Annotated in this window: 15 protein-coding genes; 14 read left to right on the top strand and 1 reads right to left on the bottom strand. The window is 40.6% G+C overall.

Features of this window, described 5'->3' with window-relative positions; translation table 11 throughout:
• The 14 genes from WC955_05300 to WC955_05235 form a co-directional block, all read left to right on the top strand.
• Positions 1 to 890: alkaline phosphatase (locus WC955_05300; GenBank protein MFA5858463.1), on the top strand; the 890-nt coding region annotated here is incomplete at its 5' end.
• An 88-nt stretch (positions 891 to 978) separates the two neighbouring features.
• Positions 979 to 2,868 (top strand): FliG C-terminal domain-containing protein, encoded by a 1,890-nt coding sequence (locus WC955_05295; GenBank protein MFA5858462.1) that lies wholly within the window; start codon positions 979 to 981, stop codon positions 2,866 to 2,868.
• Positions 2,869 to 2,919: 51 nt separating this feature from the next.
• Positions 2,920 to 4,017 carry a hypothetical protein gene (locus tag WC955_05290; protein ID MFA5858461.1) on the top strand — a complete coding sequence of 366 codons (1,098 nt, stop codon included), beginning with the start codon at positions 2,920 to 2,922 and terminating at the stop codon, positions 4,015 to 4,017.
• Positions 3,980 to 4,810 carry a hypothetical protein gene (locus WC955_05285; GenBank protein MFA5858460.1) on the top strand — a complete coding sequence of 277 codons (831 nt, stop codon included), beginning with the start codon at positions 3,980 to 3,982 and terminating at the stop codon, positions 4,808 to 4,810. Before WC955_05290 ends, WC955_05285 begins: the two co-directional genes overlap by 38 nt.
• Before the next feature lie 17 nt (positions 4,811 to 4,827).
• Positions 4,828 to 5,661 (top strand): MotA/TolQ/ExbB proton channel family protein, encoded by an 834-nt coding sequence (locus WC955_05280; GenBank protein MFA5858459.1) that lies wholly within the window; start codon positions 4,828 to 4,830, stop codon positions 5,659 to 5,661.
• A gap of 23 nt (positions 5,662 to 5,684) precedes the next feature.
• A complete protein-coding gene (locus WC955_05275; GenBank protein ID MFA5858458.1) occupies positions 5,685 to 6,761 on the top strand; it encodes a flagellar motor protein MotB in 1,077 nt (358 codons plus the stop codon).
• Between the two features lie 26 nt (positions 6,762 to 6,787).
• Entirely contained in the window at positions 6,788 to 7,609 is an 822-nt protein-coding gene (locus WC955_05270; protein ID MFA5858457.1) for an MBL fold metallo-hydrolase, read from the top strand.
• A gap of 90 nt (positions 7,610 to 7,699) precedes the next feature.
• Positions 7,700 to 8,908, top strand: a complete 1,209-nt coding sequence (folP, locus tag WC955_05265; protein ID MFA5858456.1) for a dihydropteroate synthase — start codon at positions 7,700 to 7,702, stop codon at positions 8,906 to 8,908.
• A 16-nt stretch (positions 8,909 to 8,924) separates the two neighbouring features.
• The gene (gene cdaA, locus WC955_05260) at positions 8,925 to 9,749 is read left to right on the top strand and encodes a diadenylate cyclase CdaA (GenBank protein ID MFA5858455.1); all 825 of its coding nucleotides are present in this window, start codon (positions 8,925 to 8,927) and stop codon (positions 9,747 to 9,749) included.
• Positions 9,750 to 9,845: 96 nt separating this feature from the next.
• Entirely contained in the window at positions 9,846 to 11,195 is a 1,350-nt protein-coding gene (gene glmM, locus WC955_05255) for a phosphoglucosamine mutase (GenBank protein ID MFA5858454.1), read from the top strand.
• 42 nt (positions 11,196 to 11,237) lie between these two features.
• Complete coding sequence (locus WC955_05250; protein ID MFA5858453.1) at positions 11,238 to 12,242, top strand: hypothetical protein; 1,005 nt, start codon at positions 11,238 to 11,240, stop codon at positions 12,240 to 12,242.
• A gap of 4 nt (positions 12,243 to 12,246) precedes the next feature.
• Positions 12,247 to 12,969 carry a pyridoxine 5'-phosphate synthase gene (locus tag WC955_05245; GenBank protein MFA5858452.1) on the top strand — a complete coding sequence of 241 codons (723 nt, stop codon included), beginning with the start codon at positions 12,247 to 12,249 and terminating at the stop codon, positions 12,967 to 12,969.
• Positions 12,966 to 14,906, top strand: a complete 1,941-nt coding sequence (locus WC955_05240) for a DUF6785 family protein (protein MFA5858451.1) — start codon at positions 12,966 to 12,968, stop codon at positions 14,904 to 14,906. The genes WC955_05245 and WC955_05240 overlap by 4 nt, the downstream gene beginning before the upstream one ends.
• 4 nt (positions 14,907 to 14,910) lie before the next feature.
• A complete protein-coding gene (locus WC955_05235) occupies positions 14,911 to 15,624 on the top strand; it encodes a hypothetical protein (protein ID MFA5858450.1) in 714 nt (237 codons plus the stop codon).
• On the opposite strand, the gene radC is transcribed toward WC955_05235, so the two are convergent.
• A complete protein-coding gene (radC, locus tag WC955_05230) occupies positions 15,616 to 16,311 on the bottom strand; it encodes a DNA repair protein RadC (GenBank protein ID MFA5858449.1) in 696 nt (231 codons plus the stop codon). The genes WC955_05235 and radC overlap by 9 nt on opposite strands.
• Positions 16,312 to 16,390: the final 79 nt, after the last annotated feature.

Here is a 16,390-nt window from a genome sequence, read left to right as displayed (position 1 = left end):
CAATGGCTACCGGTGTAAAAACCACAAATGGCGCGCTTGGTGTTGATGTTGATGGTATTGTCTTGGAATCTGTGCTTGAACGCGCACAGAAATTGGGCAAGCGTGTTGGGCTTGTGACCACTGACACTATTGTTGGTGCTACGCCGTCAGGGTTCGGTGCGCATGTTGTCAGCAGAAAAATGAAAGATAAAATTCCGGAACAGTTTCTTGCAAAAAAAATTAATGTCCTGTTTGGCGGAGGTGCGGAAAGTTTTAAGGCAAAGGAAGGCGGGAGTGATAAAATCCAGGATTTTATTAATGCAGGGTATATCGTCGCGAGAACTAAGGATGAACTAAATAAAATTAATGCTGGTAAGGTTGCGCTGGCACTAGGATTGTTTTCGGAAAAAGAAGTAGACTATTACCAAACCCGTGCGTCAACAGTACCGTCATTAGTTGATATGACAATAAAAGCACTGGAGATTCTCTCACGTGATGAAGACGGTTTCTTTCTTATGATTGAAGGAGCAAGGATTGATCATGCTGCGCATATTAATGACGCGAAGAGGTTAGTTGATGAACTGTTAGAGTTTGATAATACCATAAGCGTTGTCGAGCAGTATATCAAAAGGAATCCGGATACTTTGCTGATAGTAACAGCTGACCATGAAACCGGTTCGCCGGTGTTTGACTATCCGTATAAGTACAAAAAACCGGAAGAGCTTGAAGAACTCAAGCAATTGAAGAATATTCATTGGATAGGAAAAGAACATACTTCTGCGCCATTAATGCTATTTGGTATCGGCCCAGGGGCTGAACAACTAAGGGGTATGCATGATAACACTTGTGTTGCGAATATAATTTTTCAAGCCCTGTCACAAGCGGGAGGAACTAAAACTGGTGGAAAATAGCTTTATCAATGCTTGACTTGGTAAATGGTATGTTATATTATTACCAAATATGCGAAGATGAATTTATTAACTGGATAAAATGTGTTTTATGATGAAAATTTCTAGATATATAGTCTTTACCTTTATATGTTTAACAACTCTTGCGGTTAATCCGTTATATGCTCCGCCTGTAAATGACAGCCAGGATCTTGAAATTATCCGCCGGGAATCTGCCATAGCTGAATCTATACAAGTGCAAATAGAAGATATGCTGAGCAAATACTACAAAAAAAGTACGTATATTGTCAGTGTGAAAGCCAATATCGCAAGAGTTATTCCCAGAACTGAAACCCCTCAGCCTGCCAAGCAGGAAGCTCCGCAAGTTGAAGATCTTCCGGGATTACCTATGCAGGCAGCGCCGGTAGTGCCAAAACAGCCTGCTGAACCTGTTTCCCAAGAGTCAATCCTGATGGATCGTTACAGGATTCAGTATCTGGAAGTAACTGTTCTGGTAGATGAAAAAGTGTTTAATGACCAGGACAAAGCGTTTGTTGAGACTTTAGTCAAAAACCAAACCGGGTTTGATATAATCCGTGGTGACCGTTTAACGATAAAGAAAATGTTGTTTCCGGAAGTACAAACTGGTGAAACTGCTGTCGAGAAAAAGGAACGCGAACGTTCCGAAATGTGGCAGAATATGTTCCCGTATATAATAACGTTCGCAATATTTGCGGGTTTTGTACTGTTAATGGTAGTTGTGATGCAAGTATTGAATTTTATGAAACCCAAGCCTATACCGCAGCAGGAATATCCCGGGGGATATTATAATCCAAGGATTACGATTGACCCGCAACAGAATTTATCGCAGGGAAATGAACCTAATATCCATGTTCCTTCATTATCACGCGGAGGATTTAATGAACTTATGCCATCATCTGAAGTAAACGTATTCCCGGATAAAAGTTCGTTTAACGAACTTAAACGCTTGATGATTACGACGATTGAGAGTAATCCTAAGCTTTCAAGTGAAATATTTACCGGATGGGTTAATTATGACGAAGAAAAAGGAGTGGTGGATATAGCGACATTTCTTAAAGCCGTTAATCCCAGGGAAGTAAAAGTCTTAGCTTCTTATATGCCGAATGATATTTTAGCAAAGGTGGATCAAAAGGCGCCTCAGGTGACAAGTTATGAGGAACAAGAAGTTATTACATTATTTAAAAAGTTTTATGAGGAATTCCATAAAACCCAAGCAGTTAATACTGCTGAAGGTGCGGAAGTTGCTGGAGGTACTGGTGACGCGCAGCAGCGGGAAGAAAACAGTAGTTTCTTTGATTTTCTTAAACCATTAAACCCCCACCAGATATTTCATATCGTTCGGGAAGAACCTGTGTCGGTAATAGCTTTAATACTTGCCCAACTAACACCCGATATCGCTGCGGGATTATTAAATGAGTTACCGGATAATATTCGTGTACAGGTGCCGTTGGAGATGGGTAAAATCAGAAATTTACCGATATCTGCATACCGCGAGACCGCAGCAAAGCTTGCACAGAAAGCAATTGAAGTTGAAAAACTAAGGAACGTGACACTTGATGGTGTGGAAGCGTTGATAAACATACTTGAACAATCATCACCGGATATGGAACAACAGATATTGGATACTATAACAGCCCAAGATAGCGCGATGGCGGAAAAACTGCGTAAAGTTTATGTAAGTTTTGATAAACTTCCGCAATTGCCGGACCGTACGTTATCAAATCTTGTAAATGATATTGACCGTGAAATACTGATAAAATCGTTGACCAGCGCAAGTGAGGGTGTTAAAGAAAAGGTGTTGATCAACCTTCCCGGACGGGCAAGGATTATTGTTAGTGACGGGATAAAGCGTGCAGAGGAAGATGGATTGTCGGTTGACGAAATATACAGAGCGCGGAGAGTTGTTACGTCAAAGATACGCGAACTAGTAAAGGCCGGAAAAATTGATATCGGGAATTGATATCCGTATATTAATTTAATTGTTATATTTTTTTGAAAGAGTGGGTGCAGGATGGTAAAGAAAAGTTTTGCTGTACTGATATTTCTGTCTTTAACAATATTATTTACAAGTGTTAATGCTCAATGTTTGACTAACGATGAGATTATCTCTAAAATAGATACCGCGCTGGCGCCGTTTCCTGAAAAAATAGCTGAGCTCAAACAAGACGTAAAACGTGTTGTGCTTTATACAATACGTACAGACAAAACTAATGTTAATGACGCTGTGGCAAAGCAAATTGAAGGCAAGGTTATATCCTCTTTTCTTAAAGTCCAGCGTCCGACGTTGATATATTCACCAGAAGTACGGCCTATGCGTATCACCACAAAAGATAATGTTTTTAAATTTACTTCCGGATTCCAGTCAACTGAAGAAATTAAGGAAGCCAGCCGTAAGTTGAGATTTGACGGGTTTTTAGAAGGCGATTTTTTGTTGACAGACACAGCGGTATATCTTAACCTGAGGATAGTGGATACTGAATCGTTAAGTGTTGTGTGGAGTAATGATTTTACGAGCCAGATTTCAACTGCTAACACACAACCGAGTTTTGGTACGGATTTTGGTATTGGTTTTGGTGGGATGCAGATTGGAGAGACAGCTTCCAGCGGGCAGATAGCTGTACCGCCATTTGTTAATTACATATCCTTTGATGGCAGAATATCTTTAAAAACGGTGTTCAGTGAAACTGCAAAGGTTACTTTTACTGCTGGAGCATTATATCTTTACAGTGGGATTGAATCAACCATAGTACCACAGACGATGGTATCAATGAGTAAAAATGCAGGGTCGTTCAATCCTTATGGACGTGTGGGAATAAGGTTGCCTCTGATTTCCGTGAAACGCAAACCCGGAACACCAAAGCGTGATATTCTGGCAACTGAGTTTAATTTCGGGAAAATATGCGGGTGGGATGTCGAGAAGTTAAGGATGTTTGATGTTTTAGGAGTCAGAGTAGAGACTGATATTGCAGAAAATATTTCGTTGGGATTGGGTGTTTCGTATGTATCTTTATACGAAATTATGCTTAAATCCGGGACAACTGATATAAGGGTTAAGGTTGGTGGATTATATTATGAATTATCGATACTACGTTTTAATTTTACTTTGTAGTATTGCTTTAATAGTAGGCAGTAGTATACCCGCGGTAGGTGCTACGGATGAGCAACTTGCTGCGTTTGAACGTAAAATTGTTGATTTAACGCAGCAGGTAGAACGGTTAAAAATGCAGAACGATATTTTTCAGGCTGAGATCTCAAGTTTTACAATACGCGCGGATATGCTGGAGATGATGTTTGAAAGTAATTACCGCGTATTATCAAGCGAGTTGAAGAGTTCCACTGCAAAAGGTAATACTGCCGGAGGTACTGATGTTCTAAAAGATAAAGGTATTATGGAAACAGTTACGGTTGATGGTAAGAAACAGCAGTACGTACATATTCAAAGTAAGGATAAGGATAATGAGATAGATATTTTAGTTGATCCGCAGTACGTGGATATGAGTATCGAGATGCCGAATAAAAATGTTAAACCAACGCAGCAACAGCAGAAACCACAGCAGGATAATAAGTCAGCAGAAGAACGCGCAAAGGAAGCGGATGAGTATCTTAGTAAACAGATGGACAACAAATCATCCGGAGGTAAACCTATAAGTAAAGACGTGCTTAAAGATTTGCATGAAACCCAAAAATTGTTCTATTCAAAAAAGTATTATGATGCGTTAAAGACCGTTCAAAGATCGTTGATGACACAGGAAACGTCATTAGGGTATGCATTGCAAGGATCAATTTTTTATACATTAGGAGATACTGAAGCTGCGGTTAATTCGTGGGAGTCTGCATTGAAACTGGATCCTGAAATGGAAGAAGTTAAACGCGCATTGTTGAGATACGGTAAGAGAAGGTAAAGGTAGGAGTCGAGTTTATGCCAACAACTATTTTAGGTATTGCGTTAGGATTATTTTTGATGGTGCTAGCTATCATAACTACTGCGAACCAGGATCCTACGGCGCATCGCAGTGTTTACAGCTTGTACCTTGACCTCTCAGCTTTTTTTATTGTTGTCGGAGGAACAATAGCAGCCACGCTTATTGCCCACCCGTTCTCTCATATTATACGCGGGATGAACGCTTTTTTTACGTTGTTTTTCCGTCAGGAGTTTGATAATTTGAAAATAGTAGAGGAAATATGCGAATTTGCGAATATATATGCGCAAACCGGAATTAAGGGGTTGGAAGGCAGGATTAAGACGTACAAAGATGAAAACATGTTGAATGACGGGATGAAGATGATACTTGACGGGTACCAGAAAGATGAGATCAAAAAAGCGTTAGAGATAAATGTTACCCGCAGATATGACCGTGAGATGATAGATTATTACGTTTTCCGTACAATGGGGCGTTCCGCTCCGGCATTCGGGATGGTAGGAACTTTGATTGGATTAATTTTTATGTTGCGTTCATTGGGTGATTCCCCTGAAAAAATGGGGCCGTTCATAGCAACAGCATTAGTGGCGACGTTGTATGGGTTGATTTTAGCAAATGTTATTTTTATACCAATGGGAAATAAGATTGAGCATCACGCTGAAATTAACTTGAGAATAGGCAATCTGCAGATACAGGGTGTGATGTATATCATAGAAAAAAGGCATCCTATATTTATACGTGACCAGCTTTCGCATTTTATGTCGCCTTTACAGAGGAAAAAGTTGTATGCCAAAGAAAATATTTCGCAATCCCGTTCCTCAGCGAAGGCGTAATGTGTAACAAGATATATACTTAAATGTCTGAACTTGAAGATCTCTTAAGAAGAAAAAAAGGTGAGGAAGACGAGATGGGCCGATGGGTCTTCTCGTATTCAGACATGATAACACTGTTATTTGCGTTCTTTGTTTTTCTTGCGAGTGTGTCTAATATAAACCAGGTTAAACTCGAGATGGCAAGCGATTTTTTTTCTGACAAAAAATCTTCAAACCGCGTAACATACAAAGAACTTACGCAGATGATACAAAACGCTGTAGTATCTGAAAAGTTACAGGATGAAGTAAAGGTTGTCCTTACTCCACAAGGAGTGGAGATAAATCTTAAAGACAAACTTATGTTTGACGTTGGACGCGCGGAAGTAAAGATGAATGCATTGCCAATACTGTTACGTCTATCAAACCTTTTAAACCAACCTGGAATGGCGGATCGTGTTGTTTTGGTTGAAGGACATACTGATTCCGTACCAATAAAAAGTGTACAGTATCCATCAAACTGGGAACTGTCCTCATCCCGCGCAGCGAGTGTTGTGAAGTTTTTTATTGGAAAAAAATCTGATGCGAAACGGTTTAAGTCTATCGGCTACGCTGATACTCATCCTATAGCGAAAGAGAATGATAGTATTACTGGTGAACCGGCGAATAGGAGAGTTGTGATTGTTATTACCTCAGAATCATTTGTTTCGGGTGAGCTTAGAAAAGAAATTAAGGTTGAAGAGTTGTTTACCGGTACTGATGAAGGTGCCTTAAAAATAAGTGTACCCATAAAAACTGAACCTGTGAAAACAGAGACAGCACCAGTAGCACCTGTGCCGGCAGTACAAACCCCTCAAACACCACAGAAAGTACAGCCGCAGGTTGTACCAAAAAGTGAACCTGTGAAAAAGACGGTGATACAGCCGCAGCAACCAGGTGTTCTTACTGATGTACAAAAGGATTTGATCAAAGATTATTATATACAAGCACAGGAGGCGTATCAGAGTAAAAAGTATGAGCTTGCTATATATTACTGGCAAAAAGTTTTAGAGCTTAACCCCAACCATCAACTCGCGAGTATGAATGTCGACCGTGCAAAAGATAAATTAAAGAATAAGAAGTAAGTCAAAAACTTTTCAAAAATAAATATATGGGAATTAACATTTCAGTAATCCGCAGCGGTAGTTCCGGGAATTGTACTGCGTTATGGACAAAAAACGAGTGTGTACTAATAGATTGCGGGCATGTGCGGGTGAGTGAGCTGGAATATGAGCTTAATCAACTGGGTATTTCATGCAACAATATCCGCGGGATTATTGTCACCCATGCACATAGTGATCATATCGATACTAATGGGTTAAAGTTTGCGTTGGCATACGGTATTAAAGTGTATATACATCCGGAAAATTATGAGATTGTATACTCCAACAACCAGCGTGTGATAAAACAACTTGAGGCTAATATGCAGATAGCGTTTCACCGGTTGGCACCATTTAAGATTGGAGTGTATAGGATCGAACCTTTTCGGGTAAAGCATCCTAAACATAATCCCGGATATCCCTTGGGATTTGCGTTGAGCGTAAAACGTGTGGAAGGGAATGTTAAATTTGGGTATATGACTGACCTTAAAGAAGTGACACCTGAAATACTGGAAAAACTTGCAGGTGTGTCAGCGTTGATTATTGAAACTAATTATGATCAAACTGTGATTGATAACGGGTACGGGCAACACGGTTGGGATGCGCATTTGAGTAATCAACGAGCAGCGCGTGCGGTATGCGATTTAAGCTGCGCTTCTTCTCCGTCACAACTGCGGTATGTATTTCTCGCGCATGTGAGCGACCGGAATAATACGCATGAAGATGCGTGGGATTGTGTTACTCGCGTATTACACCTGCGCGGTGTTGAAGGTATTGAACTTGTGAGAACACATAGGTATAAACGTTCACGCGTGATTACCGTTCAGGCGTAGCACCAGCACTAACCTAATAAGTTGACATCCTGCCGATTTTTGTTAATAATATACATAAATATGTTATATGGATAGGATAATATTTTGTTTATGCGTATAAGACTTATAAAAATAAACGGACAGCAAGACGCTGAGAAACTATTCGCATCAATTGGGGTAGATAAGGAAGCATGGGGCATTATGGGGCCTAAGACCCTATGGCATAATGTTGTTATTGACGATATTCCCAACCACATTGCAAATATGTTGAAACAGGAAATGCTTGCTCAAGGCGGTGCAGATTGTGCGGTGGCACGTGAAGTAGGGAGGTATGAACGCGGGACGTCTACAGTTTTATTGATGGGTACTAACAAACATTACCACCGTTTAGTCGCAAAGCTAAAGATCCAGCCATACGGAACAAAAGAATTAGCTGAAGAAATTGAACGCAGTGTTTTATGTTCAAAAAAGTTAACGCTTGAACTAAAGAACAGGGTGTTTGATTTTAGTAAAAATATTGCTGTGATGGGTATCATCAATGCAACCCCGGATTCGTTTTATGATGGAGGTAAATTCTATGATACCGCTGCGGCGGTTGCGCGAGCAGAACAAATGGCGTCCGAAGGCGTGGATATCATCGATATAGGCGGCGAATCCACACGGCCTGGCGCTGTGGAAGTCGGGGAGGATGAAGAAATTAAGCGTATTCTTCCTATAATTAAAGAAGTTGTAAAAAAGTTCCCAGACATACCTGTGAGCATAGATACTTATAAATCAGCTGTTGCAAAAGTTGCACTGGAAGCCGGTGCGTCATTGGTAAACGATATCAGTGGGTTAAGATATGACGATAATATGGTACAGACTGTACAGAGGTTCAACGTTCCGGTAGTTGTGATGCATGTTAAGGGTACTCCCAGGGATATGCAGGTAAAACCTGAATATGATGATGTCGTGCTGGATATTTACAAGTATTTTGAGGAACGTATCAAATATTTAACCTCAAATGGCATAACTAAGAATAATATTATTCTCGATCCGGGGATTGGGTTTGGGAAGAAGGTTGAGCATAATGTTGAATTGATAAATCGATTGGGGGAGTTTAAGACATTAGGCCTTCCTTTGCTGATAGGGACATCAAGAAAATCATTCATCGGAAAAATATTGGGTACTGAATCAAACCCGATACCATCCGAAGGAAGGTTGTATGGAAGTTTAGCGTCATACGTTATTGCTATACAGAACGGTACTAATATTTTACGTGTACATGACGTAGCTGCGGCAAAGCAGGTGGTGGAAATAACAGCTAGGTTATCTAAATAAAGGACTTATAGGTTTTATGGAAACATTACAGAAGTTATGGTCGCTGTATCTGGTAAACATCCTTGATATTTTAATCGTTGCGTATCTGTTATACCAACTTATGCTGGTGATAAAAGGTACCCGTGCAGTACAGATTCTTATCGGTGTAATAGTATTGCTTTTCGCAACCTTTTTTGTGAAATACGTCCTCCATTTTCCAACATTGAGCTGGTTATTAACCTACTTCTGGGTACCCGGTGTTGTAATACTGGCGGTAGTGTTTCAACCCGAACTACGCGCGGCGCTTGCGCAGCTTGGTTCACAACAGTTTGCGCGGTTGTTGATCACGCATGATTTCAGTTTCATTGAAGAAATTATATCTGCAATCCGGCAGTTTTCTGAAACGCGTACCGGGGCGCTTATTGTTCTGGAACAGGAGACCGGATTACGGGAATATATCGAGTCCGGGACTGTAATAAACGGAGAGGTTACCAATGAGCTTCTTCAAACAGTGTTTAACACAAAAGCGGTTCTTCATGATGGCGCGGTTATTATACAGAATAACCGCTTAATCGCTGCAGGGTGCCTCCTTCCATTATCCGATGAGAAAAGTATTGCTAAAATTCTTGGTACGCGTCATCGTGCGGCTATTGGGTTAAGTGAAATTACAGATGCGTATGTAATTGTAGTATCTGAAGAAACAGGTACGGTTTCTCTAGCGCATAATTCAAAACTTGAACGTGAGGTAGACCTCGACAAACTTAAAGAAAAGTTATATAACTTATACCGCAAAAGAAATGAAAGTAAATCAATGTTAACAAATATTAAAAAGACTAATCCTCAGAATAACGCAGGAGCGTAAGTTTTATGAAGTGGAATGAAAACCTTGTTCTAAAAATGATGGCGTTATTTTTAGCGACACTCCTTTGGGTTTATGTAACAAGGTTTATGAAATAGTATGCCCAAACTTTTTGGTACTGATGGTATACGTGGACGCGTAGGGCAGTGGCCGTTATGTGATGAAATAGTTTCTAAGGTTGGGTATTCGTCGGCTATTGCAGCAGTGAGGTTTTATACTAACCGGGAAAAGGTTGTATTAATCGGGCGTGATACCCGTGGGTCAGGGAAAGTGTTGTTACGGGATTTAGCGACCGGGTTGAAGTCCGCAGGACTTACCGTCGTTGATCTAGGGATAATCACAACACCGGCAGTGGCGTTTCTAACAAAAGATTCCGGGGCGGTGATGGGGGTTTCAATAACAGCATCGCATAATTCAGCGGAGTTTAACGGTATAAAACTTATCTCACCTACCGGAGAAAAAGTAAGTGACGAGATTGAAACATGGATTGAAGATCTTACAGATAAACTTGCAACTATGCCAAAGATAGCATCTACTCGCGGTAAAGTGGTAGATGGCAAACGGTATGTTAAACGCTATAAAAGCCATGCGCATAAGAAGTTTAAGGGATTCGTTAAACCGTTAAGTATTGTGATTGACTGCGCAAATGGCGCGGCATACAAGATTGCGCCCGAAATTATAAGTTCTCTCGGCGCAAAAATTAGAGTTATCTGTAATGTACCTGACGGAAAAAATATTAATCGTGCCTGCGGGTCGTTATATCCCGACAAACTGCGTAGTGCTGTAGTAGCAGAGCATGCGGATCTTGGATTAGCGTTTGACGGTGACGGTGATAGATTGATAGTAGTAAATTCTGCGGGTGAGCTCGTTAACGGAGACCATCTTTTATATCTTATCGCTAGGGATTATGCACAACGGAAGTTGTTGAATAAAAATATGGTTATCATCACGCATATGGCTAACACAGGATTAGTTGAAAAACTTGAAGAGCACGGGATTAGTACAGTACGTGTTAGGGTAGGTGATCGGTATGTCGGGGAAGGGATGAAATCTACGGGTGCAGTACTAGGCGGTGAGCCTGTGGGGCATATTATTCTGAGGCGTCACCTTCCGACCGGGGATGGAATAATAACTGCATTACAGATACTAAAAATTATTGGGGATAAGCCTGATATTTTAGAAGATGTCGTAAGGGATATACCTCAATACCCGCTGGTACTGGTTAATGTGCCTGTAAAACGGAAGATGGAAGATGGCGAGATGATGACCCACGAAGTTAGGTGTGTGGTTGAACGCCAGGAAAAGTTATTGGGTAATCCACACCGCATAAATGTACGTCCTTCCGGTACGGAACCTTACATACGTGTGATGGTTGAAGCTAAGGATCGGGTTAAAGTACAAACCGCAGCGGAGAGTATCGCTGTAGCAATAAAAAAAACAATAATATAAATATTTTGCGGAATAACAGCAGGAAGAAGGAAAAATAGAAGTATGAATAAGTGTATTACGTTAATAATAGCATCTTGCATTCTTATGGTAGGGAAAAGCGAGGGTGCAGCCATACCAGTAACGGTATCACCGGATATTATGCTGGTATTCACCAGCGGAACTAACGGGTTAATGACATCCTGTAATTGTCCTACACAGCCTTACGGTGGGATATCGCCTAGGGCTGGGATAATAAGAAGTATGTCAAAAACAACGGTACCATCATTGATTATGGATTCAGGGGATACAATCTCACCATATTCTAACCCGCAATTGAACAAGTATGTGTTGAAATGTATGCAAAGTATCGGGTATCAAGCGGTGAATCTTGGTGATGTAGATTTTGCAATGGGTGTTTCGTATATTCAGAAACAAATTGACCTGAATATGATACCGTTTATCTCCGCAAATATCAAGTTGTCAACTGGTAATGCCACGGTATTTTTTGCACAGGAGTATGTTATAAGAGAATTACCTGGATTGACAGTAGCAATTACAGGGATAACCATTAAGGACTCGTTTAAGTTTCATAAACACGAGAAATACGCTGGCTTGGTATTTGAAGATCCTGTGGAAGCCGTTACCCGTGTATTGAATAAGGTCAGAGCGGATGTAGACCTCGTGATAGTATTATCGGATGCTGGTTCGGAGTATGACCGTGTATTTGCAAAAACTGTTAAGGGTGTGGATATTATAATTGGCGGGCATATTAATGAACGGATGGAACGCCCTGAGAAAATTGGGGAAACTTATATAGCTCATCCAGGTACTCGGGGTGAATATGTGGGGATGATGATGTTGTATGTCGATAAGAAAGAAAAAAAAATCAAGGATTATTTATACAATTTGTTACCTTTATCAAAAGATTTACCAACGGATCCTGAAGTTGATGAGATAATCGCTAATTTTAATAAGGAAATTAAGGATACAACAGAGAAAGTATTGGAGAGAGAGAAGGGAAAATCAGGAGGAAAGAGTAAAACTACCGGCGGAGGTACGAAAAAGTAAGGTTATGGCAGTAAAACTTGGTATTAACATTGATCATGTTGCAACATTACGGCAGCAGCGCAGAATAACGTATCCCAGCCCGTTAGATGCAGCATTAGCCGCGGAATGTGCTGGTGCGGATGGTATCACATGCCACTTGCGTGAAGACCGCAGGCATATTCAAGATCGCGATGTTTATCTCCTACGTGAACGGATAAAGACCAGGTTGAACCTTGAGATGGCGGTATCTGACGAAATTGTGCGGATTGCGCTGAAGGTAAAGCCAGATTATGTATGCCTAGTTCCAGAGAAACGGCAGGAGCTTACCACTGAAGGCGGATTGAACGTCGCAGGTGATGTTGTGCGATTGACTAAAGTGGTAACAAAATTCCGTTCTGCCGGGATAAAGGTTAGTTTATTTATTGATCCTGTGGAAAAACAAATTTTGGCAGCGGAATGCGTTGGCGCTGAGTATGTTGAGCTTCATACCGGCTGTTACGCGGAACAACACAGTCGTATCGCACGGAATACTGAACTTAAACGGTTGAAAGAAGCCGCAAAAATTGTGTGTTCCTGCGGGCTTGGTCTTAACGCGGGACATGGGTTGGATTATGATAACGTGGTTCCTATTGCAAAAATAGATTGTATATATGAGTTGAATATAGGATTTTCAATAATCGCACGGGCGGTATTTACAGGTATTCCCGCAGCGGTTAAGGAAATGAAGAAATTAATCAATGTATTATGAATGAAAAACAAAACGGTGTTACTTCACGGTCAATTGCAGTTGCGTTTATCTTAACACTGTTTTCAGCGTTATGGATCGGGCAAGTCGAGATTATTAATTTTTATGGGCAGTTATCGCAAACCTTGCCTCCAGTACCCGCGATCGCCGGGATTGTAATTATTATGATTCTTAACCCTGTATTATCTTTAATTTCTGGGAAATTTAAACTTACCCGCGCGGAAAATTTGGTGATTTATACTATTATCGCAGTGGCAGTATCTATGATGTCGTTAGGCGTGATACGCCAGTTATTGCCGTTTATTACCGCACAAAACTATTTTATGTCTTCCGACCCGAACTACGAACGTATCGCTAATACTGTCCCCAGCTGGGTTTCACCGAGTAATAAGGAAGTAGTCCGGCAAATGTATGAAGGGAACCCTGATGGAACAGTACCCTGGGGTGATTGGATTGTCCCTCTGATATTCTGGTCAGCAGTGTTTTTGATAATATTTTTTACATTGTTTTGCGTGCTTGTGATCCTGAGAAAACAGTGGATTGATAAAGAAAAACTGGTATTTCCTCTAACTTATTTGCCGATGGAGATTACGGAAACTGATGATTCCGGGAGCAAGGAAGGTAAAGTGCCGTTTTTCCGTGATCCAGTGATGTGGATCGGATTTGTTTTAGCGATACTTTTTGGATTGACTAACGCGTTGAATAAGTTTTATCCGGAAGTTCCTGCGATGGGAGCTTCATATGACCTGGGGTATTTGTTTACTGACCCCCCGTTGTCGTTAATCAAGCCGCTGTCTATTTCCTGGGAACCGTCAATCTGGGGTTTAGCATTTCTTGTACCGTTAGAAGTAAGTTTTTCTATCTGGTTCTTTTTTATATTGGGGAAAATAGTGCCGGTATTTACCGGCGCAGCGGGAATCAGTGTGGCCTCGGGATTTCCGTTTATGCAGGAACAGGCTATAGGCGGTTTTCTTGCATACTTTTTTGTGATGTTATGGTTTTCAAAAACGCAGTTGAAGGAAGTTATAAAAAAAGCTGTATTTAACGACAAAAGTGTTGATGATTCAACCGAAGCAATACCATACAAAGTAGCGTTTTGGGGAATGTGTGCGGGCATTGCAGTGTTATTGTGTCTATTATTGATGATGAAAATACATTTTGTTATCGCAATATTTTACCTTTCTATGTTATTGACGGTAGCAGTGGTGTATTCACGTGTACGCGCTGAAACAGGTATACCTAACTCATTTATGTTCCCATATTTTATGCAGTCAAAAATTGTGGGGTATACACTAGGGAGTAAAACATTATTAGGGTTTGGTGATGCCACATTTGTTAACCTTGCAGTTATCGGGCATCTTGCACGCGGATTTTTTCCGGAGACTGTTGCGTATCAGGCGGAAGCGTTTAAGCTGGCGGATAATGTCAATATGCACCGCAGAAATGTTATGACTGCGCTTGCTATTGCCGTAATACTCGGGTTAACAATAGGGTACTACCAGCATTTATCGTTGTATTATAAGTATGGAAGTAACGTTCTTGATGGCGGAGGACAAGCGTCAATGGCATCAACGGGTTCAACCCGCGTACGTAACGCGGTACTTGAATTTCAGACTGTATCTTCTGAGATGGCATTACCTAAGAATCCAGATAATAATCGTATAAAAGCAACGGTATCCGGCGCAGGTGTTGTTTTACTGATAACGGTTTTACGCAGGTTTTTCCTTTGGTTTCCGTTGCATCCAATAGGATACCTATGCGCGAATTCATATGGTATGCCTATTTGGTTTGCGTTTTTAGGTGTCTGGATCATAAAAAGTTTGGTATTAAAGCTAGGTGGAGTGGTGTTATATAAAAAACTTATCCCCGGGTTTGTGGGGTATGCGTTTGGATACTTTGTGTGGATGGGTATTATCGGGACGTTAGTACGGAGCACGTAAATTAATGTTTTTTAAATTACTTAATAACTCGGTAGTACTTGCTTACAAAAACTTCGGAGCGGTAGCTGTTTCAAATATTGTGTGGCTGCTCGCGGTTGTGCCGTTGGCAGGGTTAATGTGGCTGTATTTAAATCTGTATTTATCTCCGGGGATCTGGTTTATCCTCTCTGTAATTGTATTTTCTGTGCTGGTTAATCCGGTAACTGTTGGAGTGATGGCTGTTGCGGATAGGCTTACCAAAAACGATTATTCCGTGCGGTGGAGAGATATCTTTGAATTAACAAAAAAGTATTATGTCCGTTCCGCTGTGATGACGTTTATCGTATTTTTGATATACCTGATTATTTTTTTTAATACCGTATTCTATTTTTCGAACACCATAAAAATATTCCCCAGAGAATTAAATATATTACTCGGTGTGTTATGGTTATGGGGTGGAATATTTATTATGGCAGTACAAATGTACTTTTGGCCGTTATTTGTTATGCAGAACACGTCAATGCTTGACCTTGTGCGGGTAAGTTTTTTGTTATTATGGGCAAATCTTGAAAAATCGTTTGTTGTTATGCTGGTACTCGCACTATTAATATTTTTATGTGTAATAACAGGAATCGGAGGGCTGGTTTTTCTAATAACCCTGCCGTCAATATACTTAATTCTTTATATAGAACAAGTCACACAGATAACAGCTGAGAAAATAAAACGCGTATTAAAATAATCCTATCTTTTTCATACTGACACATACTTTGTCCCCGACAATTATATGGTCTAAAAGTTCGATTCCCAAGACATCACTTGCAGCAAGAAGTTTTTTTGTTACCTTCACGTCATCTTCGCTTGGAGTAGGGTCGCCTGAAGGGTGGTTATGCGAAATTATAATACCCGCAGCGGAGTGGTGAATCGCGGGATTAAATATTTCACGGGGATGCACAAGGTTTTCGGTTAATGTTCCAATAGAAATTATTTCGTCATGAATAAGTTTGTTTTTTATATCTAAGTACAAACCGCGGAGGTGTTCTTTATTATGTTTTTGCATATCGGAAAGATAAGCGTAAACATCGTCAGGTGTGCGGAGGTAAATATCATGACGCGCTTTCCCAAAGAAACGGCGGCCAAGTTCAAAACAGGCAATTACCTGGCATGCGTGGACCGTTCCTATACTGGTAAGTGCTTGAAGTTTGCTAACACTTGTTTCGTTAATTATAGCTTTATTCCCATATTCCGCAATAATCCTGTGTGATATCATAAAAACATCTTCATTACGGTTGCCGCGTCCAAGGATAATTGACAGAAGTTCATAATTTTTTAGTGCTGCCGGGCCGTGAATGCTGATTTTCTCACGGGGTTTGTTTTCCGATGGTAGTTCTCTGAGTTTCAATGAATAATAATTCTTTATGTTTTCCATAAATCAATCCAGTGTCTAAGTTTATGTTATTCGAGTCCAGCACCTAAAATACCTAACAAATCCGCGTTCCCGGAACTGT

The organism is Elusimicrobiota bacterium (assembly GCA_041658405.1).
Classification (GTDB): domain Bacteria; phylum Elusimicrobiota; class UBA5214; order JBBAAG01; family JBBAAG01; genus JBBAAG01.
Note: the sequence above shows the minus strand (reverse complement) of the source record. Positions and strands in the feature narration are given on the sequence as shown.